The sequence below is a fragment of the Nakamurella multipartita DSM 44233 genome (assembly GCF_000024365.1).
Taxonomy (GTDB): Bacteria; Actinomycetota; Actinomycetes; order Mycobacteriales; family Nakamurellaceae; genus Nakamurella; species Nakamurella multipartita.
This window is the reverse complement of sequence record NC_013235.1, coordinates 1,331,986-1,356,882: the sequence shown is the minus strand read 5'-3', so window position 1 is coordinate 1,356,882 and position 24,897 is coordinate 1,331,986. Positions and strand designations below refer to the sequence as shown.

The window sequence follows — 24,897 nt, the reverse complement described above, 5'->3', positions numbered from 1 at the left end:
ACGCGATGACCACTGCGCAGCCTAACGACCCCACGACCATGGTCGGCGACATGCTCGCGTCGGCGAGCCCGGACCTGCTCCGCTCGATGCTGTCCACGTTCATTCAGACGCTGATGGGCGCCGAGGCCGACGCCCTGTGCGGCGCCGGCTACGGAGAACGCAGCCCGGACCGGGTCAACTCCCGCAACGGGTACCGGCACCGGGACTTCGACACCCGGGTCGGCACCCTGGACGTCGCGGTGCCGAAACTGCGGTCCGGGTCTTACTTCCCGGACTGGCTGCTGGAACGGCGGACCCGCGCCGAACGCGCCCTGGTCTCCGTCGTCGCGACCTCGTACCTGCTCGGGGTCTCGACCCGGCGGGTGGAGAAGCTGGTCCAGGCGCTGGGCGTGACGTCGCTGTCCAAGTCGCAGGTGTCGGTGATGGCCCGCGACCTGGACGAGCAGGTCGAGGCGTTCCGCACCCGGCCGCTGGACCAGGGCCCGTACACGTTCCTCGCGGCCGACGCGCTGGTCCTCAAGGTCCGCGAGGGCGGCCGGGTCGTGCAGGTCCACGCCCTGCTCGCGACCGGCGTCAACGGTGACGGGCACCGCGAGATCCTCGGGGTGGACGTGACCAGCCGCGAGGACGGCGCCGGCTGGTTGGCGTTCCTGCGTGGCCTGGTCGCCCGCGGCCTGACCGGTGTCAAGCTGGTGACCAGCGACGCGCACAGCGGCTTGGTCGCCGCGATCGGCGCGGCCCTGCCGGGCGCCTCCTGGCAGCGCTGCCGCACCCATTACGCGGTGAACCTGATGTCGATTACCCCCAAGAGCAGCTGGCCGTGGGTGCGGACCATGCTGCACTCGATCTACGACCAGGTCGACGCCAAAGCCGTGGCCGCCCAGTTCGACCGGGTCATCGACACGCTCGCCGAGAAGCTGCCCGCGGTCGCTGACCACCTCGACCAGGCCCGCGCCGACCTGCTCGCGTTCACCGCGTTCCCGAAGGAGATCTGGCGGCAGATCTGGTCCAACAATCCGCAGGAACGGCTCAACAAGGAGATCCGCCGCCGGACCGACGTCGTCGGGATCTTCCCCGATCGGGGCGCCCTCATTCGCCTCGTCGGCGCTGTCCTGGCCGAGCAACACGACGAGTGGACCGAGGGCCGCCGCTACCTCGGCATCGAGGTACTGGCCCGATCCCAAGCCGTAGGCACGCACGACCCTAAGGAGAACACCGCGAACAACGCCCCAGCGATCACCACCGCCGCCTGACCAAAGAAGAATCACCGGCGGCCGACCTCGTAACGCACACCACTCAGCTGGGCTTGACCAAACCTTCATCGCGCAGCCGCGCCACCTCCTGGACGGCATCGGTCACACCGATTCCCGGGCGGTAGGCGAAACTGGCCGCGCCCAACCAGGGATCGACCAGCGGGGTGAGCACTCCCAGCAGCGCCCGCTCGACGACCCGATCGGACACCGTGGGCACATGGAGCATCCGGGTAGCTCCGTCGACCCGGATCAGCGGCACCGGTGTCAACCGGCCCGGTTCGTATCCCCCGTCGAGCAGCCCGTCGGCCAGCCGATCCAGACGTTCGTCGGCATCCTCGGCAAAGCGGGCCACGCCCACCGCGAGAGCGCCGTCTTCCCGGTCGCTGTCCAGGATGGCCGTCCAGGCCGCTTCCAGCACCCGCGTTCGGCGATCCGGTGAACGAGAGAGGGCGCGACCACGGTCATTCCACCGATTCGGCAGCTGGCCTAGCCATCCCGCTCTCGCGCACCGCGACCTGCCCGAAGCCGAAGGCGGTGAACGACCCGATCCCGCCGAAGGTGGCGAACCGGAGCAGTCGGCCGAAGGCGACCGCCTCGTCGCCGGCGCGGTCGGCGCGGTAGGTCACGGTGCCGACGAAGCCGGAGATGACCGCGTCCGGTCCGGACACCGCGACGCTTTCCCCGCGGACGTCCGAGACCCAGATGGACCGGGCCTGGCGGTCGTCCAGGGCGGGCGCGGTCTCCGGATGCAGCGCCCGCCAGCGCGAACCCAGCCCGCGGGCAACCGATTCCGGTGCCGGCCAGGGGCTGGTCCGACCCCCGCGGCGAAACGTCGCCGGCGTCAAGAACTCCACGGTCCACCGGCCACCGGTCGCCCCGTCGGCGAGATGTTCCCACCGCGTGGCGGACACCCGCTGAGCCGAGGCGAACGTGAAAAAGTGCCGGCCGAGCCTGATCTCCGCGTTGCCTGCGAAGGAAAGGTCGAGTACATCGGCCAAGGCATCGTCGAGCAGGCCGACGCGGAGCACAACTCCACCCGGACGGCTGCGGGGCGGACCGATGGTGAAGGGCTTGACCGGGGCGTGATGGTCGGCGTCGATCCGCCGGGCGATTGCCGCGTGGGTCGCCGCGACCGGGACACTGATCCGTTCAGGCCCTTTCAAGAGCAGATCAACCACCACTGGCATCAGCTCCACCACCTCCCGGATCGAACTGGCCCAGCGCCCGGCAGCCGACGATCCGGCCAGTTTCGTCGCGAATCTCGCCCAACGGGAAATAGACGTCGGATCGCGGCCGGGCGGCTGCGGTCAATCGGGAGACGATGTAGCCGACGCCAGGCTGCGGTTCGGGCAGATCGGCGATCGTTCCGTAGGACACCGCAATGACCGGGATCGATGACCCGTTGACGGTCAACGCCGGACACGGCTGCTGCCGTTCGATCAACCGGGCAAACGAACCCGACGGCGGGATGCGCACCGCCGGAGCCTGTCCGGGGTCGATGACGACCTCGTGCTGGGTGAGGTTGATCAGCCTCAACCGGTCCATCAGCTGGACGCCAGGAGCTGCGCCGGATCTGGTTGCTCCGGCCGCACCCGGAGATACCGGTAGGGCCGGGCATCGCCCTGCAGGTAGACGAGCGGGCAGAAGTGATTCCACAGGTTCCGCGGGCCTCCAGGCTGGCGGGCGGCCTCCTGCAGCAGCCGACCCACTCCGAGCGCGACGGTCTTGGGCAGCCGAGCCACCAACACCACCGTGTGCCCCTGCGCGACGGAATCTACGATCTGCCGGGCCACGAAGGCGGCCAACGACGAGGCCGTGTACTCGGTGCTCCCAGCAACGACGGGCCCGAACCGACCGTTCCCAGCCGGCACGCCGACCGCCCGGTGACGCGCGGGGACACTGAAACCGGCTGGTACCGAGCTCATCCCGGGACCACCCTGGTCGGCCAGGACGACTTCCAGCCACAGCAGGCCAGCCCGGCCCAGCGGATCGTCCCGATCAATGATCTGGACCCGGGGTGGGGTGGATGCCTGCGGGCCTGCTGCCACCAGTTCGGCGACGGTGAACTCCAGATCCTGCTCGATGGTGGAGCGGCGGCGGTCGATGTCCATCAACCGCACCTGCGGCGGGATCAACCAGTTGTATCCGAGCGCGATCGCCACCGGCAGTGACAGGTTTGGCGCGATCGTGGTGGTGGTCGCCGGGTCGTCCTGGTGCACCAGCTCCACGACCCGGTCCGTGTACTCGTCCACCACTTCGACGATGTCTCCGGCGAGCCCAGCCCCGCAGTCGTAGCGCCGCAGCAAGGATCGGAACAGCGGCCGGGCCAAACCCTTTTGCTGGGCTAGATCCGAGATCCAGTCGGGCTGGCCGTGCGGCAGAACGCGCAAGTAGAACAGGCTGCCCAACCGGCGGCGGCGCCAACTTCCCGAATACACCAGGGCGGAAAACAGGGTCAGCGAGATCGCCAGCGCCAGCCATCGCCAGCCGGTGGAATGGCCGAGATCCACCGGGCCCACGCCATCTTGATTGGGCAGGATGTCCTCGATCACCAGCCCGGCCACCGCGGTGGACAGCACACCGGTGATAGCCGTGGCCGGCGCACCGATCCAGGTCGGCAGCCGGGTCAGGGACCGAACCACTCGATTACCGGCCATGATCGGTGATCATCTCTGCGGCACGAGTTCCACGAAGGTCAACGACCGCGCTGGCACCGACAGGCACCGGACCTGATGGCCTTTCAATGCGGACAACCCGGGTCCGCGTGAGTGCGACGACCGAAACGCGTCCGTTCGGGTGTCACGGACCTGAACCCTGGTCCCGGCACCCTCACCAGCGGCGCCGGCGTTCGGGTCCGCCGTCAGCATCGCCCCGTACACCCGCGCGGCACCGCCGATCGGGTAGTCGACCCGCAGCCGCACCCAGCGCTGGTCCGCCCAGCCCCAGATGCAACCGGTGATCGGGGCCGCCTCGGGCAAGGACCCGGCGTGTTGCAACCCGCCCAGATCGGCCCACAGCCAGGACATCTCCCCCAGGTCGCTGGCCCGTTGCACGGTGGCCGCCCACTCCCCCGGGCCACCCGGCAGCCAGGCGGTCAGCGTCGCGCTGGTGATCATGCTGGGGCCTTCGCCGAGTTGAGCACGGTCGACGCGAAGGTACCCAATCCCTGGAGATCGACCGGTCCGGGCGTCGGCGGATCGCCGGTCACTGCGATGGTGCCGTAGCCACGGGTCGTCGACCCGCCGATGCCCACCACCCCGTCGTGCAGATCCCGCACCACGTGGTCGAGCAGGTTCCCCACCGGCGCGGGCAGCTGCGCGAACGACCGCACCGTCAAGGTCAGTTCACCCCGGTCCACCGATTCGATCCGGTAGAGCAGGCCGTCCGCCGCACCCCCGCTGATCCGGTCGATCGCAACATGGGACCGTGACGTCACCGCATCCGGCGGCGCCACCACGGTGGACCGGTCGAACACGAGCAGGCCTCGCCGCCGGCCCGGGCCGTCCTCGCCGCTGGCGCCGAACAGAACTCCGACAACGGCGGCGATCTGGTCCTCGCCGGCTCCGCAGGCGCGCAAGATGAATTCGCATCGGTGACGGAAGACGCCCTTCCACGCGCTGCCCGGGACCTCAGCCGCGCCCGGCACTGTCCGCGAACGGCGCAGCGGGGCAAGTTGAGCGATTCGACCACCATCCGGCGCGGTTGCGACGTCATCGCCACCCTTCGACGGTGTGCCGACGTGCAGCGGATCGACGATGCGCCATAGATAGCTGAACACTGGATACCCGCTCTCCGTGGCCGTTCCGCACCGCACCTCGTGCGGGCCGTCCTCGGGAGACTCCACGTTCTGTTGTCCGGCCGGCTCGCGGAGCCACTCGGCGCGTTGGGTCAACCACCAGGTCAGCTGGCGGGCCTCCGACAGGTTCAGGGTGATTGCCTCGACCCGGGACACCCGCATCCGGCCCAGGCCGAGAGTCTGCCGCGCACCGATCGCGCAGGACCAGTCAGCCAAGCGGTCCAGCAGCGCAAGGTCGATGGCACCGTCGTGCTGCAGCACCCAGCGGAACGAGGACCGGTCGGGGTCGGCAACGTCGACGACGTGCTCGGTTCGCAGGGTCTGGCCGCCGGCCGCTCCTCGCTGCGGGTCGATCGCGGTCCGTCGCTCCAATCGGGCGTCGTCCCGACCGGCGGTGGTGATCGCGCCCAGCGCCCACAACCGCGACGGGCTCGTGGCGGACAGCGGTTTCCCCTGCTCGTCACTGGCGTCTGAGTCCGGTCCGAGCCAATCGCTGGCCGACGGCTCTCCCAGGTGGGCACGCAGCGCACCGGCCAGGGTGGTGGACGGCAGAACAGGCGCCTGGGTCCGCTCGTCCACGAGCATGGCCTGATTGATCTCCTGCCCGGCCTCTCCCGATCCGATGGCCCAGGGGCCGTCCACGGTCCCGTCCACCCGGATCAGCGTGATCGTGCTCATGCCCATCGTTCCCGTCGGATGGCTCGGGCGCGGTCCCGTACCTCCGCCACCTGCGGTGACCGGAGCAGTTCCACCGTCTGCTGTTGGAGTTCGGACGGTTGCCCCCGGAGCCACGGCAGGCTTCTTGCCATTTCCGCCATCCCCAGCGCGATCTTGTCGCCCTTGGTCGTCCCGGCTGCGCGTTGGTCGGCGATTCGCGAGGCCATTTCTTCCAGACCAGATGCGAATCCAGCCAACCCAGATGCCGAGATGGAGCGAACCAGGGCGTCCACCCGGGTTTCGATGCTGGGACGGGCCTCGACGACGGCGGGAGGATTGTCACTCCCGTCGTCCGCCGGGTCGCCGGCCGGTGGTGGCTCGACCACAGGTGGTGATTCGACCACCGGCGCGGGGTCCCGGACCGCAGCCCCGAACGGCGGTTCGTCGGGGCCGACGATCTCGATCCGGCCGAAGCCTTCCTGCCGCCGTAGCCCCACCCCGCCAATCAGCCGGGCTGCGCCTGCCGCAGTCAGCCCGCTCACCACCACCACACTGCCGGCAGCGACGGCCAGCTCCGCCGGTTTGGGCAGACCCGAAGCGGCATGCCACCCCTCGATCCGCGTGGTACGAATCCAGGTCTGGATCACCTGCAGCTCGGGCTCATCCAGGTCGCGGCGCAGGGCGGCACCGAGATCGACGGTCGGCGAACCGATGTCGTCGACCAGGATGGCCGGGCTGTTCAGCCGCAGCGCCACTCGGCCGCCGGAAACCGGGGCGCCCGGCTCGGCCGGCGGGATGTCCGGCACGAGCTCGAACTCCGCTGTTCCCCCGACGCTGCGCCGGCCGCCCACCCGCAGGGTTCGCAGACTGGACAGCCACTGCCGAAGGTCGTCGGACGTGGCCGGCACGACCAACTCCCCGACCAGCACCGTGCCGGTCCGTAGTCCCTCGGCCGTGTAGAGCTTCGACTCGGCGGCCGTGCCGTTCGCGTTGAGCGCCGTGCGAGTGGCGCTGGTTCGGTAGGTATCCGGCACCGACCAGCCTCTGCCTTCCTCGACCTTCGACCAGTCGTCCGGTACTTCGCCGCGGGCCACCTCGACGGCCCGGTCGCGGGATGGCCCCTTGCCGTACTTGGGGCGCTGCGCCGAGACCGGCTCCAGCCGACTGCCCACCGGAATGGCCGGGCCGACGCTGATGTCGCGCTCGAACACCTCGGCCATCTGCCGGTCGGCCACCCGAAGTCCATGATCCTGCATCCAGGCCGCGGCCAACGCCCCGCGGATGGTGGACCCCGGGATGACCAGATGGCCATGCTGGGTATTGCCGACCTCGGCGCCGACGCCCGCGCTGATCATCGCGGTCGTCCGCAGCCGGTAGATCAGGCGGGTCAACGGACCGCCCGCGGCCAGCGGTAGGGTCGTTGCCGCGCTGGCGGTTTCGGTCCCACCGTGCCCGGGCGGCGCCAACGTGATCAACCGCTGCGAATCGCCGTCGGTCCAGGTCCTGTCCCGATCGCGGATGGTGACCCACAGCCCTGCCCGCGTCGCCGTTGCCCGCCCAGGGCGGTGACGGCACGGGCGGCCGCCCGCAGGATCAGGCGATGATCGGCCAGGTCCTCATCGGACGGTCCCAGGTACGACACCGAGAACCACGCCCGGGTGGCCCAATGCTGTTCACCGATCTGGAGATGGTGGTCGTCGACGGCACCCCGGTCGGTCATCTTGACTCGCGCCGATCGACCCACCGCCGGTACCGACTCGAAGTGCGCGGACGACCAACTCCAGGACCCGGCCTGCCGAACTTCCAGCTCGCGATTCTCTTCGGTGCTGGGTCCAAAGACCAATGACAGCCAGGGCGGCTTCACTCCCAGCAGCTGGGCTGCCGCCGCCCGCATGAGGCCCTTGAGACTGCTGCCGGGCAACGGGTTGTCCCGGTCGACGATGGCGTCGGCGCCAGCACTGGCCTCGCCCCGGGCCACCCGGAATGGTCCATGGAAGTCGATGTCGAAGACGATCTCGGTCATTCGGGCGTCCCGTCGACCGGGGCCAAGGCGTGGTCCGGGCGAGACGCTCCGGGCCACCACCGCGCCAGGCTGAGCCCGTTGCTCAGCTCCCGGAGCACCAGCTCGTGGTCGCCGGTCTCGGCCAGCCACCGGCCGAGCTGCGGCTGATTGTTGCGATGCGCGTAGTCGGCCAGCTTGACCACGGCCCGCCTCCTACCGTCGCCGGACTTTGCGTCTGCGGCCAGGCCGTTCTCGACGATGGTGGCCAGCGCGGCTCGGGCCGAGGTGGGCAGTTCCAGCAGGACGTCCGCCGGCGTCACGCGGACGCCGTCGCGCAGGCTGTTCAGATCGCTGGCAGTCCGATGGCGCTTGGGCGGCAGCGTGTTCTCGGCGGTGAGATCGACCCAGGACACCGCGGCGCACGTGCCTTCGACCTGCTTCTTGGCCGCCTTCATCGCGCGGTGAGCCCACGCCTGGCCGGAGGAAAAGGGGTGGCTCAGGTGCGCGAAGCAGATCCCGACGCCCAGACTGGTGCCCTGCACCAGTTGACGAAGGTCGGACCACTGCCGAATGTCTTGCCCGAACGCCGACTCGAATGCGGATTTAAAGGCTGCCTCGAAGGCGGATGTCAGGGCGATCACGAAGGACCAGGCCAGCGGTGCCGGCACGCTGACCAATACATCGTCACCACCGACGAAATGCGGTTCGACGGCCGCCTTGCCGGCCGGATCGGTGATCGCGTCGGCGGCCGCTCGCAGCGCGTCCTTGGTGGCGCCGTCCATCATCGACACCGCGCGCGTGCGCACGTCGAGGGCCGCCCCGTTGGCCGTGATCAGGTCACTGATGTGATTGAACAAGTCACCAATCGCGTTGCCGTCGGCAGCGATGACGGCAAGGTGGTTTTGCTTGCCAAGATAGCTCGTGGCTCTCGCCTCCGGAAGTCCGACCACAGTCGCCAGCTCGGCGAACCCGGGTCCGAAGCTCGCGCCGGGAATCCGCATCGACTCTCGATGCGCGCCGCTGTGGCCGGCATGGCCCGTTCGGAAGCGTCGACGGCAATCGGCCCCGCACCAGGTGCTGCCCTCAACCTTCTCAATGACGATCTGTTCGGTGGCGACCTCGGCCCGGCATTGCTGGCACTGCTGCGCAAACGGCACCCCGATCAGCTCGGGAATCAATAGCTCACCGTCGCGCGCCAGGTTCAGCGCGTCGAGGACGGTCGCCGCCGGTCCCTGCCAGCTGGACCATTCCAGACCGGGAAGCTCCCACTGCACATGCCCACCGATCACGGCACGAACCCGATCAGCGACGGACTCGTCGGTGCGGACGACGATCAGCCCGTCGACGTCGCCGGCATCGGAGTCCACCTCGGCGAAGCCTGCCAGCCCCTCGGCTTTCAGCAGATCCGAAATCGTCGACGCCAGGGTGACCTCGCGGAGAGCCCGCGACGCGCCCCGGATGAGCGAGAGCCGAGGCGTGCGGGCGAGCCACGTCTGGATCCGGACAGCCGCAACCACCACGTAGGTCTGCGTCACGAGGCTCTCACCAGCCCAGCACTCGACACGCACATGACGACCATTCATCCCCCCACTGGGACCTGTCCGCACGCCAACCCCGGTGTGCGGCCGATGTCGCTGATAGCCCCCAAGGCACTCACCGACCGCAGCCCGCGTCGTGAATCTTGGCTTAGGCGACCGACCCGGGCAACCCGAACATCACACTGGGCTCTAATCGGCCGCGACGAGCGCCCTCCGTCATTCGCCGGCCCCACGACCGCATCCGTCTCGCAGCGACGAGCGGCGACGAGCCGGAAGGGCGGATGCCCGCCCCACTTGCCTGGTGGTGCGGGCGCGCGTCCCAGGGTCGCTCAACCGCGTGACTGTCCGGGGCCATGGAAAAGTCCCCACTGGTGGCCAGGTGAGGTCCCCGTTGGTGGCCAGGTAAAAGTCCCCACCCTGTCGCTCGTCGTGTCGGACGGGAGCTAGGACGCTCCTGAATAACGGTCACTTGTGGGTTCGGGAGTTCGCTTTGGGACAGTGGGAGCGTTCGCGCGTGATCGGGCTGTCAGGCGTGGTCCTGAGTCGTCGCCCGGCCCTGGATGATTCTCCTGACTGAATCGCCCTGGATTCGCTGGAGGCTCGGGGTTACGCAGCCTCCCCGGCCGGGGCGCTGGTCTGCTGACGGTACAGCTGCTCGTAGGTGACGGGTGGCCGGTAGTCGATCGAGGAGTGCAGTCGGCGGGTATTGAACCAGTGCACCCAGCCGGCGGTCGCGGTCTCGACCTGCTGCGGGCCGGCCCAAGAGCGCCGGTACCGGTCGATCAGCTCGGTCTTGTACAGGCCGATGGTCGACTCCATGAGCGCGTTGTCCAGGGCATCCCCGACCGAACCGATCGACGGCGCGATCCCGGCATCGACCAGCGCGGTGGTGTAGGCGATTGACGTGTATTGCGACCCGGCATCCGAGTGATGAACCAGACCAGTTGAGGTGAAACGGGTATCGGTGCGGCGCCGGGTGAACAGGGCCTGATCGAGGGCGGCGGCGACCAGTGCGGTCGTCATCGACGAGGCGACCCGCCAGCCCAGGATCCGGCGGGAGTACACGTCAACCACGAAGGACACGTAGCAGAACCCGGCCGGGGTCCAGACGTAGGTGAAGTCCGCGACCCACCACTGGTCCGGCCGGGTCGGCGCCGCCCAGTCCCGGTTGATCAGGTCCACCGGCCGGGGCCGGTCGTCGGCGGCGCGGCGGCGGGTCGTCGTGGTGCGGTGGTCGCCGCGGCGCACACCCCGCAGCCCGGCGATGGTCATCAATCGGGCGACCTGGTCCCGGCCGACCAAGTGCCCTTCCTGGGTCATCAGATGCCACATCTTGCGCACCCCGTACAGGCCGTGGTGCTCACGGTGCAGGTCGATGACGGTGTTGACCAGGTGCGCCTCGGCCCGCAGCGCAGGGCTGACCGGCCGGCGGCGGTGCGCGTAGTAGCTGCTCGGGGCGATCGGCATGGCGTGCTCGGACAACACCCGGCAGATCGGCTCGACCCCGAAACGATGCTTGTGCGCGTCGATGTAGGCGCAGATCACTTGAGTCGGCGGTCGAGCTCCGCCGCTGCGAAAAACGCCGAAGCGGTGCGCAGGATTTCGTTTGCACGGCGTAGTTCGGCCACCTCCCGGCGCAGCCGGACCAACTCGGTGTGCTCGTCGCTGGTGGTGCCCGGCCGCACGCCGGCGTCGATCTCGGACCGCTCGATCCAGCCCCGGAGGGTCTCGGACTTCACGTCGATTAGAGCGCCGACCTGCCGGCGGGCCTGGATCGCCGACTCGGCCGGATGCGAGGACCGGCGTTCCCGGTACATCCGCACTGCACGGTCACGGGTCTCCTGGTCGTACTGGCGTGGTGCTGGCATGGCTCGATTCTCCTTGCGAGATCAGAGCCTGCAGCAGATCCAGGACATCTCAGACTGATCGGAGGGACGGGCCGTTGCTCACGGCCCGGTGAGGTCGCGTGCCGGCCGGTCAGGCCGGTGCAATGGTCCACGTCCCGCTCACCCGCGTCAGCCCGAGGGTGAGCATTCGCCTGAGGTTGATCGCAGCGGCGCGGTGGTGCCACCAGTGGTCGTTCTTGGCGACGCCGCGGTAGCGGACTTTGCGGTTGCCGCGGACCAGCCAGGAGATCGATCGTTCGACCATCGGCCGGTGCCGTCGGTAGACCTGTTGGAATTCTTCGGTTTCCGCTTGTCGACGGGCCGCCCTGAGCAGGCTTTCGTACTCGGTCAGCTTCAGCGATCGACCGGCGTCGCTGGTCGTGCATTGGGCCCGGAGCGGGCAGCCGCGGCAAGCCGCTCCGAAGGTGACGGACCATTGCGCGGTGATCGACCGGGTCACCCCGTTCGGGCAGGTGGCCGTCCTGGCCTCGGGGTCGACGGTGAAGTCGTCCAGGGTGAACCCGTCCGGCACGGCCGACCGCAGCGGGAACGGCTTGATCAACGCGATGTGCCCGGCATGGTCCAGTTCGGCCCGCGCGGATCCCGATCCGTACGCCGAATCGGCCAGCACGTGCAGCTTTTCGGTCTCCTGTGCCAGCAAGGTGGGTCCAACCTCGGCGTCGCTGTTGCCGCGTCCGCTGGCCATGGTCACCGCGCAGGCGGTGACCAGACCGGTGTCGGGTTCGACCGCGATGTGTGCCTTGAACCCGTCCTGCCGCCGGTGGACGGTCTTGTGGGCGTGCCGCGCCTCCGGGTCCACGGTGGAGATCACCCGGTCCGGGGCGACCCGCTGCGCGATCCGCCACCGTCCGTCGGTGCCGTCCGAGCCCTCGACCGGTTCCACGTCCTGCCCGGCGACCAACGCCAAGAGGGCGACCGCGTCCGCCGCCTTCGGTCCGAGCTCCTGGTCGGGCAGGTGTCCCAGCACCCGATGCGCGTCGGTGACCAGCGCATCGACAAGGGCCTCGCGGGCCTGCTGATCGTTCCAGGCGATCGCCGGTTTGCCCGGGTCGTCATAGTCGTGAGCCGAGCAGTGCTCGCCGACGACCTCGGCGGCGCCGGGTACCTCGCGGCGGACCCGGCGGATCGCCGCGATCAACTGGGTGACCGTGTCCTGGGTGGCGACCGCGTCGTCCAGGATCGTGGAATCCAACGCTCGCCTGCTCTTTCCAGCCAGCACCCCGGTCTGGTCCACGACCTGGCGGACCGCGTCGAAGATCCGGTTCGGCGACTGCGAAGCGGCCAGCCGACGCCGCCAGTACGTCAATGTCGTGGCATGGAACGCCGCAGCGGTCACCGGTAACCCGCACGCTGCCTTCCACCGCAGATCGAACGTCACCGAGTCCACCGTGTCCGCGTCGGACAGGCCGTGCAGAGCCTGCAGCACAATCACCGACGCCATCACGTCGGCCGGCACTGACGGGCGGCCCCGACCCGACGGAAACAGATCCGCGAACATGCCGTCCGGGAACACCTCCCGACGGTGCGCGGCCAGAAACGCGAACACGCTGCCCGGCTTGAGCAGCCCACCGACTACCGACTCGGCATCCAACAACTCACGCTGATCCCGCGACCGACCCTGCACACCAAGATCATCCCGAACCCACAAGATCAACAGGGGCCGACATACGGATAATTCAGGAGCGTCCTAGAGGCCCTGGGCGGTGACGGTGGCGGTGCCAACCAGTCACCGCACCGCCCAGGGGAGTTCCCATGCTGTCAGCGAGGGACCGAATGAACATCATTGCCGCCTACCAGATGGTGGGCACGTATCGCGGCGCCGCCGAGATGTGCGGGGTCACGCACAAGACGGTGCGTCGGGTGATCGAGCGCGCGCAGGCCTGAGATGTCCTGGATCTGCTGCAGGCTCTGATCTCGCAAGGAGAATCGAGCCATGCCAGCACCACGCCAGTACGACCAGGAGACCCGTGACCGTGCAGTGCGGATGTACCGGGAACGCCGGTCCTCGCATCCGGCCGAGTCGGCGATCCAGGCCCGCCGGCAGGTCGGCGCTCTAATCGACGTGAAGTCCGAGACCCTCCGGGGCTGGATCGAGCGGTCCGAGATCGACGCCGGCGTGCGGCCGGGCACCACCAGCGACGAGCACACCGAGTTGGTCCGGCTGCGCCGGGAGGTGGCCGAACTACGCCGTGCAAACGAAATCCTGCGCACCGCTTCGGCGTTTTTCGCAGCGGCGGAGCTCGACCGCCGACTCAAGTGATCTGCGCCTACATCGACGCGCACAAGCATCGTTTCGGGGTCGAGCCGATCTGCCGGGTGTTGTCCGAGCACGCCATGCCGATCGCCCCGAGCAGCTACTACGCGCACCGCCGCCGGCCGGTCAGCCCTGCGCTGCGGGCCGAGGCGCACCTGGTCAACACCGTCATCGACCTGCACCGTGAGCACCACGGCCTGTACGGGGTGCGCAAGATGTGGCATCTGATGACCCAGGAAGGGCACTTGGTCGGCCGGGACCAGGTCGCCCGATTGATGACCATCGCCGGGCTGCGGGGTGTGCGCCGCGGCGACCACCGCACCACGACGACCCGCCGCCGCGCCGCCGACGACCGGCCCCGGCCGGTGGACCTGATCAACCGGGACTGGGCGGCGCCGACCCGGCCGGACCAGTGGTGGGTCGCGGACTTCACCTACGTCTGGACCCCGGCCGGGTTCTGCTACGTGTCCTTCGTGGTTGACGTGTACTCCCGCCGGATCCTGGGCTGGCGGGTCGCCTCGTCGATGACGACCGCACTGGTCGCCGCCGCCCTCGATCAGGCCCTGTTCACCCGGCGCCGCACCGATACCCGTTTCACCTCAACTGGTCTGGTTCATCACTCGGATGCCGGGTCGCAATACACGTCAATCGCCTACACCACCGCGCTGGTCGATGCCGGGATCGCGCCGTCGATCGGTTCGGTCGGGGATGCCCTGGACAACGCGCTCATGGAGTCGACCATCGGCCTGTACAAGACCGAGCTGATCGACCGGTACCGGCGCTCTTGGGCCGGCCCGCAGCAGGTCGAGACCGCGACCGCCGGCTGGGTGCACTGGTTCAATACCCGCCGACTGCACTCCTCGATCGACTACCGGCCACCCGTCACCTACGAGCAGCTGTACCGTCAGCAGACCAGCGCCCCGGCCGGGGAGGCTGCGTAACCCCGAGCCTCCAGCGAATCCAGGGCGATTCAGCCGGTGAGCCGGCCGCGGCGCCGCCGGGCAGGGCCCGGCCCCGGAATTTTGATGAGGTGACCGGTCTGGTCTACCAGCGGGTCGACAAGTCGCACGGCAAGGTCTCGGCGAAGCGGCTGCTGCCGATCGTTCGGGCGGCGGGGTACGAGGGATCGGCCCGCAACTTCCGCCGGCTGGTCGCCGAGCAGAAGCGGCTGTGGCGGCGGGATCATCACCGCGGTCGGCGGCCGGCGGTGTGGACACCGGGCGAGTACCTGGTGATCGACTGGACCCCGTTGGACGGCGGGCTGCACCTGTTCTGTGCGGTGCTGCCGTGGTCGCGGTGGCGGTACGTCGCGTTCGCCGCCGACGAGAAGGCCACGACCACGATGGCGTTGGTCGCGGACGCGTTCGCGACGATGGGCGGGGTGCCGAGCAAGGTGCTGGCCGACCGGATGGGCTGCTTGAAGGGCGGCGTCGTCGCGAACGTCGTCGTGCCGACCGCAGCGTATGTGAGATTCGCATCCCACTATGGGTTCTCACCCGACTTCTGCCTCGCCTCGGACCCCGAATCGAAGGGAGTCGTGGAGAACCTGGTCGGTTACGCCCAGCAGGATCTGTTCGTGCCGTTGTTCACCGAGGCGCAGTTGGCCGGGCGGCCGGTCACCGTGTCCGAGGCCAACACGGCCGCCCGGGTGTGGATGGACGAGGTGAACTCGGCGGTCCATTCGGAGATCCACGCCGTGCCGGCCACCCGGCTGGGCACCGAACGTGAGCTGCTGGCCGCTCTGCCGTCGTTGCGGTTGGAGATCGGGCCGCCGCCGGTGACCCGCAAGGTCGACAAGCTGTCCTGTGTGCGGTTCGCCTCGGCCCGCTACTCGGTGCCGACCCGGCTGATCGGCACCACGGTGCGGGTTGTGCAGGACGGCGGCCGGCTGCTGCTGGTCGAACCCGCTTCGGGGCAGGTCGTTGCCGACCATGAACTGGCCGCGCCGGGCGAGGCGCGGGTCCTGGACGAGCACTACGGCGGTCCCCGCCCCGCACCCCAACGCGGGCCGCGCCCGAAAACCCCGGTCGAGAAGCAGTTCTGCGCCCTCGGTGAACCCGCGAACGCGTTCCTGGTCGGGTCGGCCGCGGCCGGGAACACCCGGCTGGCCGCCGAGCTGGAGATCCTGCTCGCGCTCGGCGCGGCGCACGGGCAGCAGCAACTGGTCGACGCGCTGACCCGGGCGGTCGCGTTCAAACGGTTCCGCGCCGACGACGTCCGCTCGATCCTGGCCGCCGGCGCCGCCGCACCCACCCCGGTCCCGGCCGGCGGGGCGTTGGTCCTGGACCTGCCCACCGGCGCGCCGGAGCCGGCGTCGCTGGACGCCTACCGCCTCGAACAGGTCACTGGCACCACCTACCGCGGCACCCCCGACGATCCGACCAGCGCCGCGACCGGAGGCACCCGATGACCACCACCACCACCACGACCAGCAGCACCGGGCCGGTCGCGCCGCCGGCGCCGCCCGAGCTGCCCGCGGACCTGGCCGCCGGGCTACGGCGGCTCAAGCTCGCTGCGATCCGCCAGGCCGCCCCGGAAGTGCTGCAAACCGCCAAGACTCAGCGGTGGACCCCGCACGAGTTGCTCCGTGTCCTGGTCGAGGCCGAGATCACCGCCCGGGACGCCTCCAACGCCGCCGCCCGGCTCAAGGCCGCCGCCTTCCCCGTGGTCAAGACCCTCGACGGGTTCGACGTGAACGCGTCCTCGATCCCGCAGAACACGTTCGACTACCTGGCCGGCTTGGACTGGATCCGGGCCAAGGCCAACCTCGCGCTGATCGGGCCGACCGTTATCGACGGTTTGGGCTCCTGCGAGCGACATTTGCGCTGGTCATGACGTTTCTGCGATCGATGCAACGTGAGCGGTGTGGTGCCGGGCGCAGCTGCCCTTGCGGGCGAGTTCGCGGCGAAGTTCAAGGTTCTCCCCGTGGGCTTGCGCGAGCGCGTCTTTGAGGGTCTGGATCTCTTGCCGGTGCCGCTTCTTGAGCTGGGTGATCTGGGCGGTCAGGCTCAGGACGAGCGTGCTTTCCGAGTCCGGTGGGTTGGCTGGCGTCGGTCCCGGGCGGCCGCGGGAACGTAGGTGCTCGATCCGCGCGCGGAGGTCCGGGCTGCCGTAGAGGAAGGCGTGCGAGACGCCGGCTTCCCGTTGAACGGCCTGGAAGGTGACGGACTCGCCCCGTTTGACCAGCGCGCGGATGCCTTGCTCGGCGGCCTGGGTCTTCGCGGCTGATTTCGCTTTGGCTGCGGCGGTCAGCGTCGCGGCGCGTTTCGCGTTCGCGTCGGTCATGGCCGGGTCCTGCGCCTGGGTCCGGTGAGTGCCAGGGGCACCGGGCCTGTCGGAGGTGCGCCGCATCCGCCTCCTTGCACCGCCCGTTCGGGGTGGTCGGCCATCGTGTCCAACAGCCGGGTGAGCGCCGCTTGCTCGGCTCGACGCTGCGCGAGCCAAACATTGTCCTCGGGCATGGCGCGACCGTGCTTCTCCCGAAACGCGTTGGTTGTGCGTGTGATCAACGCTTCGGTCTCGGCCTGTTGGCGTCGTAGTGTCGGCTCGTGGGTCGCGTCGGTGACGAAGACCGAGCAGCTCAAACATGCGTTGCCCTTGTCGCAGGATTGGAGCGGGGGCAGCAGGCACCAGCCGTTGGGCAGGAACCGGTCGGCCCGGTCGAGCAGGTGCAGGCCGTCGTGGTCCTCACGGGAGAACTGGACCCGGCTGCCGTCGGCCCGCAGCTTGACGGTGGCCAGGAACGCCTGCTCGGCGTGTTCCTCGCGCTGCGCCACGTAGTGCATCGACATGGTCGGTGTGGCGTGCCCGGCGTACCGCTGCAGGACGTGGATGGGCAGGCCGAGTTCGGCGAGCCGAGTGAGCTTGGTGTGTCGGAACCGGTGCGTGTTGCTCAGTTGCAGTTGCCGGCCCTGGCCGTCGGTGATCCGCGCGACGTTGCTGAGCTCCCGGAGCATCCAGTTGTAGGTTCCCGGCGGGTAGGGCTTGTCGCCGTTGCGGTTCCCGGTCCGCTGCACGAACAGATGCCGCGGTTCGAACTCCGGCAGGTGTTCGCGGACCCAACGCTGCTGCTCCTCGATGACCGCGGAGACCTCGCGGTCGACCAGGATGGTGTCCGGCGCGGTGTCGATCTTGCTTTGGGCGTAGCGGAACCGGACGACTTCCTGGTCCTGCCCGGACTGCACCGAGATATCGGGAGCCGGTGACAGGCAATCGAACTCGCACGTGCGGATCTCGCTGGACCGACGCCCGGTCAGGATCTGCAGCAGGATCATCCGCATCGCCTGCGGATCGTCGAAGCCGGCGGCGAGAACCTGGGTGCCGTCGCCCCGGGTGATCGTCATCTGTTGGTCCCGGGGCAAGCCCAGCAACGGCAGCGCACCCGGAATCTGGGCGAGCGCGTGGTCGTCGACGTAGTGCCGGTCGTTCAGGGTGGGTGTCCGCGGGATGCGGGAGACCTGGCGGAACCATCCGGCCACGTGGGTGTCGGTGACCCGATCCCAGACGGCGTATCCGGTGACGATGTGGGCCCGGTCTCGGTTGGCCACCATGAAGGTGAACAGATCTGCCACTGCCCGGATGTCGTCGTTGATCAGGCGCGGGTGGGCCGGCTTCGGGGGCGTCCGACGGTCGAACGTGCCGGTCTTCCGGTGGCCCGGTTCCATGGCCCAACGTCGATATCTGTCCGCCTGCCCGGCGGCCGCCGCTGGATCGCCGAGCACCTCGATGGGATCGTCCAGGCAACTGGTCAGCCAGACGTCGAACCGGCGCAGGCAATTCATCCGGTCCTGGCTCACGGTCGTCCAGCGCAGCGCCCCGGACTCCAGTTGGGTCCCCAGGTACCACTTGACGGCTTCCCGGAGCCAGGGCTGGGTGATCTGCCCGGGCGAGCACCCGTAGTTGGCCTGTGGTTCCCGGGTCGACAGCGGTATCCGCGGATCACAACGTGGATGCCACTCGTCGAGCGTCCACCACGGGCCATCGTGGCAGCGGGCGATCAACGCCTGCCGGGCGAACCGGAACAGCACCCGCAGCCGGCTACGGCTGTCCTTGGGTGGGAGCCGCCCCCAGCGGTGCGCGTAGAACCACCCCTGCAACGCCGAGGCCGTCTCCCAGTCCAAGGCCAGCATCGAGGTGGGGAACGGGTGCCCCTCGCGGATGGCGCGGCGCAGGATGTTGGCCAGCTGGTTCATCGCCAGCACCGTCGATCGGGTCCCGTCGACGGACTGCCAGTGCGCCATCCACGCGAGTTCGGCCGGGAACGGGTCAGGCAGCCCAGTCAGATCGATTCGCCTGTCGCCGTTTTCGGTGATCCGGTCCCAGTTCGCGATGCCGGGTCCGATCACCGGACCCCGCCACTGCTCGGGCAGCTCCAGCCAGAGCCGATGAACGGGATCCAGGTCCTCGGCGGGCCGAAGGCCCCCGCCCGGTTCACGGCGCATCGGTCACCCGCCAATTGGACGCGTACGACGTCCAGTTCGCCGCCGCCCGCAGCGCCTCGTCCTCGCGGACCCAGCCGTAGAGGTCCAGCGTGGTCTGGACGTGGGCGTGCCCCAGCCGACGGGACACCACCCACTCCGCCGTGCCGGCCAGCAGCAACGCGGTCGCGTGGCTATGCCTGAACCAGTGCGGGGTCCACCCGGGCGGGCCGATCCCCTTCTTCCGCAGCGCGGCCGTCTTGTCGCGGACGGTGCCCTCGTGCAGCGCAGCCAGCAGCGGCGGCCGTTGCAGGTTGACCAGCAGCGGCGAGTCCGCCGCCACCGCGATGCCCATATCGGCTGCTGTGCAGGCCAGGAGGGTCAGGTAGTCGGCGAACAGCCGCTCGAGATCGGCGCCGACGTAGACCCGGCGGGGACGCATCATCTTCACCCGCGCCCCATTGGTGTTGTCCGCGCGAGGCACGATCTCGATGAACGGGGTGCCGCCGCGACCCATCACGAAGTCGCTGATCCGCAAACCCAACGCCTCGCCGATCCGCATGCCGCTCTCCGCAAGAACGGCGAAAAGCAGCCGGTCACGCAGGTTTCCGACCCATTCACCGGTGTCTGGATCGTAGGTGGCGCAGCCATCCAGGATCGCCTGGATCTGCTGGGGCATCAGCAACGGCGGACGATGCCGCCGGCTGCGGCGCACCCGGACCAGCGACGTCGGAGCGGGCCCCGAGCGGGCATCCAGATGGGACAGCAGCCCCCGGGCCACTGCCCGCCGCGGCGCTCCACGCATCAACCGGCCGGCCACCGGAACGCCGGACACGGCTTCGTGCCACGTGTAGAAGGAGATGACCGCGGCCAGCCGCGCCTGCATCGTCTCCGGCGACGGCCCGTCCTCCGGCACCAGGGAACGCTCGACCCGGCGCCCGTTGCGCATCCAGGACACGAACGCCGACACCGTCGGCACGCCGATCTCGTTCCACCGCCCGGACTCGGCCCGCTGTTCAAGGAACGTCCACCACTGGCTCAGCGCGGTCGCGTACCCGCGGACCGTGTTCGGCGACCAAAGATGCCGGTGGGCCTCCAGCCACTCCTCGACCGGTCCGACCGTCCGGTATCCCTGATCGATCACCGTCCACGTGCGAGGCCCGCCGTCGGGTCGGGCCATCACGCTCTGCGCCATCGTTGCCGTTCCATCTCGTCGAAGAAGACCCGCTGATTGCGAGGAAACGACGATGGCAGGACGTCAGGACAGGGCTCGGTGATGACAGTGATGAGGGCGCGTCAGGAACCGGGGATAACGCCGGGCACCGGCAAGAGCCACACCCTGATCGGTCTGGGACACACCGCCGTCGCCGCCGGTTACCGGGTTAAATACTGCACCGCAGCCGATCTCGTCGAGAATCTCTACCGAGCAATGGCCGACAACTCCGTCGGCCGGGTCATCGACACCATGCTCCGCAACGACCTGATCATCTGCGATGAAGTTGGCTTCGCACCGCTGGACGACACCGGCACCCAACTACTGTTCCGGCTCGTCGCGGCCGCCTACGAACGACGCTCACTGGCGATCGCCTCCCACTGGGCATTCGACCAATGGGGAAGGTTCCTGCCCGAGCACACCACCGCCGCCAGCATCCTGGACCGCCTGCTGCACCACGCCACCGTCGTCGTCACCAACGGCGAGTCCTACCGCATGCGCGACGCCCGACAGCACCGCAAGGAGGCCCCCAACACCACTGAAATCAGCGGCAGGGTGGGGACCACCAGATGGCCACCAGCGGGGACCGCAAACTGACCGTTGACAGTGACGCTGATTGCCAGCGGCGTCCTGTTGATCCTCCGCAAGTTGTTCGGATCTCTATACGCCCAACGAACAACGACGTGATACGGAACTCCACTGCACAAAAGGGCAGCACGATTTATGTGTGGCGAGGCTTCTATACGCCCAACGGCGTGACGTGGAATGCAACCTGTGAAACCGTCGGGCCGGCCACCACGCTGCACAGGGTTTCTATACGCCCAACGGCGTGACGTGGAATGCAACGTCACCCGGTCGTGGAGGCCATCAAGGTCGTCCTGAACAAGTTTCTATACGGCCAACGGCGTGACGTGGAATGCAACCGCAAGACGCGTTCCGGATTATGGCCCGCCAGGCGCCGCTTCTATACGCCCAACGGCGTGACTTCGAATGCAACTGCACGCGCTCACCGCCCAGCCCGTCGACGCCTTAGTATTTCTATACGCCCAACGGCGTGACATGGAATGCAACCATCAGCATGTTTACCGGCGACAGTAGTGCCATCATGTCTCTATACGCCCGACGGCGTGACGTGGAATGCAACTCTACCTAACAACGAGGCATCAGGCAACTCGGTCGGCACGTTTCTATACGCCCAACGGCGTGACGTGGAATGCAACTGGTGAGCATGGAAGTGCAAGTGATGTGAGGAGTTTCTATACGCCCAACGGCGTGACATGGAATGCATCGAGAAGAGCTTTCTCCGGACCGACCAGGGCATCCAGTTTCTATACGCCAAACGGCGTGACGTGGAATGCAACCTTTGACAACAAAAGGATGTGATCGTGTGACACACGTTTCTATATGCCCAACGGCGTGACGTGGAATGCAACGCGCTGGCTCAAGTGGCGGCTCTTTCCCGCCCAATCGGTTTCTATACGCCCAACGGCGTGACGTGGAATGCAACGGTGACCTACTAGTTCACTTACGAGTGAGCTTACGTGAGTTTCTATACGCCCAACGGCGTGACGTGGAATGCAACTCGCGGGAATTCCAATCGAATTGTGTGCCCGCTGCAGTTTCTATACGCCCAACGGCGTGACGTGGAATGCAACGGATCGCAGCGCACCAGCCTCGCGGCCGTGCTCAACGTTTCTATACGCCCAACGGCGTGACGTGGAATGCAACTTTCGGCTTCATCGCAAAGGCAGGACTATGCATGTTTCTATACGCCCAACGGCGTGACGTGGAATGCAACGACAACATCGTCAAGCAGCTGCCTGCAAGCGGTTTCTATACGCCCAACGGCGTGACGTGGAATGCAACGCCTGAGTCTGTCCTTCGCTCCGCAGGCGGCGATCTAGTTTCTATACGCCCAACGGCGTGACGTGGAATGCAACGCCTGAGTCTGTCCTTCGCTCCGCAGGCGGCGATCTAGTTTCTATACGCCCAACGGCGTGACGTGGAATGCAACTCTCGCACAACATTTGCAGCAAGGCATCGACGAGACCAAGTTTCTATACGCCCAACGGCGTGACGTGGAATGCAACAGCTCGACGATGGATCGTGCGTCCCCAACGAGCCGTCTCTATACGCCCAACGGCGTGACGTGGAATGCAACCTGTCGGAGCGATCCGTACATAAACGGATTCTCCGCGTTGTTTCTATACGCCCAACGGCGTGACGTGGAATGCAACAGTTCGTTCTACAACGAGCACACCGAGACGTGTAGATTCTATACGCCCAACGGCGTGACGTGGAATGCAACCACGGCCAACGCCAAGATCCACGGCTCGCGAAGCTGTTTCTATACGCCCAACGGCGTGACGTGGAATGCAACCCGAGTCATCACCCTCAAGTGTCCCTACTGGGTCCGTTTCTATACGCCCAACGGCGTGACGTGGAATGCAACCCTCAAGTAAAGGTTGACCCCTCATGCACGCGTTTCTATACGCCCAACGGCGTGACGTGGAATGCAACCATGGTGACCCGCTCGGCCACCGCCGAGCAGTTCGTTTCTATACGCCCAACGGCGTGACGTGGAATGCAACGAAACTGCTTGGCGCGACGAGCTTTTCGCGCAGCCGTTTCTATACGCCCAACGGCGTGACGTGGAATGCAACCGCGATAAATACGACGCCGAGGGCAACCGCGAGAGTCGGTTTCTATACGCCCAACGGCGTGACGTGGAATGCAACTCCGGGAGCTACGCGGGACGATCCGAGGGATGTCCAAGCTCACGTTTCTATACGCCCAACGGCGTGACGTGGAATGCAACTCGACCTGACAGACAGAAAGGCGAACCGATGAAGGTTTCTATACGCCCAACGGCGTGACGTGGAATGCAACTGGTTCGATTGCCCTGTGGCAACGTGGTGACGACGTTTCTATACGCCCAACGGCGTGACGTGGAATGCAACGAGTATACTAGCAGAAGTTGGCGACGTGCTTTGGTGTTTCTATACGCCCAACGGCGTGACGTGGAATGCAACCCTACCCCATTTGGCACAGCCGCTGACCTGCACCAACGCGACCGCCGTGCACACCAGGCCCTATCAAGATCATCACCGAGTCCCCTAAGAGCCGAAAATTCAGCATCACCGCAGGTCACAGCCTTGCACAGCAGAGGGCGGCGGGCCATGATCGCCAGCCACCCCACTCCCCCAAGTGCGGCGCCCGACGGAGGGGGCCCAGCCGTCAGCGGTCGATGTAGTTCGGCGCCTCGGAGGTGATGGCGATGTCGTGCGGGTGCGATTCGCGCAGGCCGGCCGAGGTGATGCGGACGACGCGGGCGTCCTTGAGCTGCTCGATGGTGGCCGATCCGGTGTAGCCCATGGCCGCCCGCAGCCCACCGACCAGCTGGTGCGCCACGTCCTGCAGCCGGCCCCGGTAGGGCACCCGGCCCTCGATGCCTTCGGGCACCAGCTTGTCGTCGGCGAGCACGTCGTCCTGCGAGTAGCGGTCCTTGGAGTAGGAGCGGGCCTCGCCCCGGGACTGCATCGCGCCGAGCGAACCCATCCCCCGGTAGGTCTTGTACTGCTTGCCGCCGACGAAGATCAGCTCGCCGGGCGACTCGGCCACGCCGGCCAGCAGCGAGCCGAGCATGACGGTGTCGGCGCCGACCGCGATGGCCTTGGCGATGTCGCCGGACTGTTGCAGCCCGCCGTCGCCGATCACCGGGATGCCGGCCGGGCGGCAGGCCTTGGCCGCCTCCCAGATTGCCGTCACCTGGGGCACGCCGATTCCGGTGACGACCCGGGTGGTGCAGATCGAGCCGGGCCCGACGCCGACCTTGACCGCGTCCGCTCCCGCATCGACCAGCGCCTGCGCGCCCGCCCGGGTGGCCACGTTGCCGCCGACGATGTCGACCCGGGCGCCGATGTCGTGCCGCAGCCGGGCGACCATCTCGACCACCCGCCGGGAGTGACCGTGCGCGGTGTCGACCATGATCACGTCGACGCCGGCGTCGGCCAGCGCCATCGCCCGCTTGTACGAATCCTCACCGACGCCCACCGCCGCGCCGCACAGCAGCCGGCCATCGGCGTCCTTGGTCGCCTGCGGGTACTGCTCGGTCTTGACGAAGTCCTTGACGGTGATCAGGCCGCGCAGCCGGCCGTCGGCGTCGACCAGCGGCAGCTTCTCGATCTTGTGCTTGCGCAGCAGACCGAGGGCGGCCGACGCGCTCACCCCGACCGGGGCGGTGACCAGCGGCATCTTGGTCATCACCTCGCGGACCGGACGCGACTTGTCCACCTCGAACCGCATGTCGCGGTTGGTGATGATGCCCAGCAGGTGTGAATCGGCGTCGGTGACCGGCACGCCGGAGATGCGGAACTTGGCGCACAGGGCGTCGGCCTCGCGCAGGGTGGCGTCGGGGCGGCAGGTGACCGGATCGGTGACCATCCCGGCTTCGGAGCGCTTGACGATCTCGGCCTGCGAGGCCTGGTCCTCGATCGAGAGGTTGCGGTGCAGCACCCCCAGCCCACCCTCGCGGGCCATGGAGATGGCCATCCGGGCCTCGGTGACGGTGTCCATCGCGCTGGAGACCAGCGGGACCCGGAGCCGGACGTTGCGCGAGAGCCAGGTGCTGGTGTCGGCCTCGCTGGGGACCAGGTCGGAGGCATCCGGCAACAGCAGGATGTCGTCGTAGGTCAGACCCAGGGTGGCGAACTTGTCTTCCATCGAGACGGTGGGCGCCCCATCCATCTCGCGCGACAGCGGCTGCTGCGTGACCGACATTCCACGACCTCCCGCTGACGTGTGCTGCGGGGTCAGGCGAGAGTCCCGGCAGCTCCCAGCACCATCCTAGGTGAGCGGCAC

General features: G+C 68.0%; 17 protein-coding genes, 4 pseudogenes, 1 CRISPR repeat array and 2 other annotated features. Of the genes and pseudogenes, 6 read left to right on the top strand and 15 right to left on the bottom strand.

Annotated elements, in window-relative coordinates; all coding sequences use genetic code 11:
• Positions 1 to 5 precede the first annotated feature (5 nt).
• Positions 6 to 1,253, top strand: a complete 1,248-nt coding sequence (locus NAMU_RS06165) for an IS256 family transposase (RefSeq protein WP_015746503.1) — start codon at positions 6 to 8, stop codon at positions 1,251 to 1,253.
• 43 nt (positions 1,254 to 1,296) lie between these two features.
• On the opposite strand, the gene NAMU_RS06160 is transcribed toward NAMU_RS06165, so the two are convergent.
• The 11 genes from NAMU_RS06160 to NAMU_RS06105 form a co-directional block, all read right to left on the bottom strand.
• Positions 1,297 to 1,671, bottom strand: coding sequence for a reverse transcriptase family protein (locus NAMU_RS06160; RefSeq protein WP_015746550.1), 375 nt, complete (start codon positions 1,669 to 1,671; stop codon positions 1,297 to 1,299).
• Between the two features lie 43 nt (positions 1,672 to 1,714).
• Positions 1,715 to 2,440 carry a CRISPR system precrRNA processing endoribonuclease RAMP protein Cas6 gene (gene cas6, locus NAMU_RS06155; RefSeq protein ID WP_015746549.1) on the bottom strand — a complete coding sequence of 242 codons (726 nt, stop codon included), beginning with the start codon at positions 2,438 to 2,440 and terminating at the stop codon, positions 1,715 to 1,717.
• Entirely contained in the window at positions 2,424 to 2,798 is a 375-nt protein-coding gene (locus NAMU_RS06150) for a hypothetical protein (RefSeq protein WP_015746548.1), read from the bottom strand. The genes cas6 and NAMU_RS06150 overlap by 17 nt, the downstream gene beginning before the upstream one ends.
• Positions 2,798 to 3,910 carry a hypothetical protein gene (locus NAMU_RS06145; protein WP_015746547.1) on the bottom strand — a complete coding sequence of 371 codons (1,113 nt, stop codon included), beginning with the start codon at positions 3,908 to 3,910 and terminating at the stop codon, positions 2,798 to 2,800. Before NAMU_RS06145 ends, NAMU_RS06150 begins: the two co-directional genes overlap by 1 nt.
• 9 nt (positions 3,911 to 3,919) lie before the next feature.
• A complete protein-coding gene (locus NAMU_RS06140) occupies positions 3,920 to 4,369 on the bottom strand; it encodes a hypothetical protein (protein WP_015746546.1) in 450 nt (149 codons plus the stop codon).
• Entirely contained in the window at positions 4,366 to 5,727 is a 1,362-nt protein-coding gene (locus NAMU_RS06135) for an RAMP superfamily CRISPR-associated protein (RefSeq protein WP_015746545.1), read from the bottom strand. The genes NAMU_RS06140 and NAMU_RS06135 overlap by 4 nt, the downstream gene beginning before the upstream one ends.
• Entirely contained in the window at positions 5,724 to 7,097 is a 1,374-nt protein-coding gene (locus tag NAMU_RS06130; protein ID WP_015746544.1) for a type III-B CRISPR module-associated Cmr3 family protein, read from the bottom strand. Before NAMU_RS06130 ends, NAMU_RS06135 begins: the two co-directional genes overlap by 4 nt.
• A gap of 80 nt (positions 7,098 to 7,177) precedes the next feature.
• Positions 7,178 to 7,729: an RAMP superfamily CRISPR-associated protein gene (locus tag NAMU_RS06125; RefSeq protein ID WP_015746543.1), complete on the bottom strand. Its 552-nt coding sequence runs from the start codon at positions 7,727 to 7,729 to the stop codon at positions 7,178 to 7,180.
• Positions 7,726 to 9,243, bottom strand: coding sequence for a Cas10/Cmr2 second palm domain-containing protein (locus NAMU_RS06120; RefSeq protein ID WP_015746542.1), 1,518 nt, complete (start codon positions 9,241 to 9,243; stop codon positions 7,726 to 7,728). The genes NAMU_RS06125 and NAMU_RS06120 overlap by 4 nt, the downstream gene beginning before the upstream one ends.
• 609 nt (positions 9,244 to 9,852) lie before the next feature.
• Positions 9,853 to 11,114, bottom strand: a protein-coding gene (locus tag NAMU_RS06115) for an IS3 family transposase (protein ID WP_456152540.1) whose coding sequence is annotated in 2 segments (ribosomal slippage) — positions 9,853 to 10,817 and positions 10,817 to 11,114 — 1,263 coding nt in all. Because the reading frame shifts where the segments join, the coding sequence is not laid out codon by codon here.
• Positions 10,699 to 10,830 (bottom strand) — a sequence feature (AL1L pseudoknot). It overlaps the preceding gene by 132 nt.
• 109 nt (positions 11,115 to 11,223) lie before the next feature.
• Entirely contained in the window at positions 11,224 to 12,777 is a 1,554-nt protein-coding gene (locus tag NAMU_RS06105; RefSeq protein WP_015746541.1) for an IS1182-like element ISNml3 family transposase, read from the bottom strand.
• Between the two features lie 128 nt (positions 12,778 to 12,905).
• On the opposite strand from NAMU_RS06105, the pseudogene NAMU_RS30845 reads away from it, so the two are divergent.
• From NAMU_RS30845 to NAMU_RS06085, 4 genes and pseudogenes are all read left to right on the top strand, one after another.
• Positions 12,906 to 13,034 (top strand): annotated as a pseudogene (locus tag NAMU_RS30845) (helix-turn-helix domain-containing protein); the annotation flags it as partial.
• Between the two features lie 52 nt (positions 13,035 to 13,086).
• Positions 13,087 to 14,348, top strand: a protein-coding gene (locus NAMU_RS06095; RefSeq protein WP_456152540.1) for an IS3 family transposase whose coding sequence is annotated in 2 segments (ribosomal slippage) — positions 13,087 to 13,384 and positions 13,384 to 14,348 — 1,263 coding nt in all. Because the reading frame shifts where the segments join, the coding sequence is not laid out codon by codon here.
• Positions 13,371 to 13,502: a sequence feature (AL1L pseudoknot), on the top strand. Its footprint overlaps the gene before it by 132 nt.
• Before the next feature lie 38 nt (positions 14,349 to 14,386).
• A pseudogene (gene istA / locus NAMU_RS06090) lies at positions 14,387 to 15,817 on the top strand (IS21 family transposase); the annotation flags it as partial.
• Positions 15,814 to 16,191 (top strand): annotated as a pseudogene (locus tag NAMU_RS06085) (ATP-binding protein); the annotation flags it as partial. The pseudogenes istA and NAMU_RS06085, both read left to right, overlap by 4 nt.
• Positions 16,192 to 16,236: 45 nt before the next feature.
• Here the strand turns inward: NAMU_RS06085 and NAMU_RS06080 are convergent.
• From NAMU_RS06080 to NAMU_RS06070, 3 genes are read right to left on the bottom strand one after another with little or no spacing between them, the layout of a single operon-like run.
• Positions 16,237 to 16,692, bottom strand: coding sequence for a DUF6262 family protein (locus NAMU_RS06080; protein ID WP_015746537.1), 456 nt, complete (start codon positions 16,690 to 16,692; stop codon positions 16,237 to 16,239).
• The gene (locus NAMU_RS06075; protein WP_015746536.1) at positions 16,689 to 18,848 is read right to left on the bottom strand and encodes a tyrosine-type recombinase/integrase; all 2,160 of its coding nucleotides are present in this window, start codon (positions 18,846 to 18,848) and stop codon (positions 16,689 to 16,691) included. The genes NAMU_RS06080 and NAMU_RS06075 overlap by 4 nt, the downstream gene beginning before the upstream one ends.
• Entirely contained in the window at positions 18,838 to 20,019 is a 1,182-nt protein-coding gene (locus NAMU_RS06070) for a tyrosine-type recombinase/integrase (protein WP_015746535.1), read from the bottom strand. Before NAMU_RS06070 ends, NAMU_RS06075 begins: the two co-directional genes overlap by 11 nt.
• 123 nt (positions 20,020 to 20,142) lie before the next feature.
• On the opposite strand from NAMU_RS06070, the pseudogene NAMU_RS06065 reads away from it, so the two are divergent.
• Positions 20,143 to 20,634, top strand: a pseudogene (locus NAMU_RS06065) (ATP-binding protein); the annotation flags it as partial.
• 138 nt (positions 20,635 to 20,772) lie between these two features.
• A CRISPR array of direct repeats spans positions 20,773 to 23,069; the repeat unit is 37 nt; unit sequence GTTTCTATACGCCCAACGGCGTGACGTGGAATGCAAC.
• Positions 23,070 to 23,274: 205 nt separating this feature from the next.
• Here NAMU_RS06065 and guaB read toward each other — a convergent pair.
• Positions 23,275 to 24,783, bottom strand: coding sequence for an IMP dehydrogenase (guaB, locus tag NAMU_RS06060; RefSeq protein WP_052308142.1), 1,509 nt, complete (start codon positions 24,781 to 24,783; stop codon positions 23,275 to 23,277).
• Between the last annotated feature and the right edge of the window lie 114 nt (positions 24,784 to 24,897).

Excerpts from the sequence above, each read along its gene's own strand:
- NAMU_RS06165 (WP_015746503.1), top strand. The coding sequence starts at position 6 with ATGACCACTGCGCAGCCTAACGACCCCACGACCATGGTCGGCGACATG.
- cas6 (WP_015746549.1), bottom strand. The coding sequence starts at position 2,440 with ATGCCAGTGGTGGTTGATCTGCTCTTGAAAGGGCCTGAACGGATCAGT.
- NAMU_RS06150 (WP_015746548.1), bottom strand. The coding sequence starts at position 2,798 with ATGGACCGGTTGAGGCTGATCAACCTCACCCAGCACGAGGTCGTCATC.
- NAMU_RS06145 (WP_015746547.1), bottom strand. The coding sequence starts at position 3,910 with ATGGCCGGTAATCGAGTGGTTCGGTCCCTGACCCGGCTGCCGACCTGG.
- NAMU_RS06140 (WP_015746546.1), bottom strand. The coding sequence starts at position 4,369 with ATGATCACCAGCGCGACGCTGACCGCCTGGCTGCCGGGTGGCCCGGGG.
- NAMU_RS06135 (WP_015746545.1), bottom strand. The coding sequence starts at position 5,727 with ATGAGCACGATCACGCTGATCCGGGTGGACGGGACCGTGGACGGCCCC.
- NAMU_RS06125 (WP_015746543.1), bottom strand. The coding sequence starts at position 7,729 with ATGACCGAGATCGTCTTCGACATCGACTTCCATGGACCATTCCGGGTG.
- NAMU_RS06080 (WP_015746537.1), bottom strand. The coding sequence starts at position 16,692 with ATGACCGACGCGAACGCGAAACGCGCCGCGACGCTGACCGCCGCAGCC.
- NAMU_RS06075 (WP_015746536.1), bottom strand. The coding sequence starts at position 18,848 with ATGCGCCGTGAACCGGGCGGGGGCCTTCGGCCCGCCGAGGACCTGGAT.
- NAMU_RS06070 (WP_015746535.1), bottom strand. The coding sequence starts at position 20,019 with ATGGCGCAGAGCGTGATGGCCCGACCCGACGGCGGGCCTCGCACGTGG.
- guaB (WP_052308142.1), bottom strand. The coding sequence starts at position 24,783 with ATGGATGGGGCGCCCACCGTCTCGATGGAAGACAAGTTCGCCACCCTG.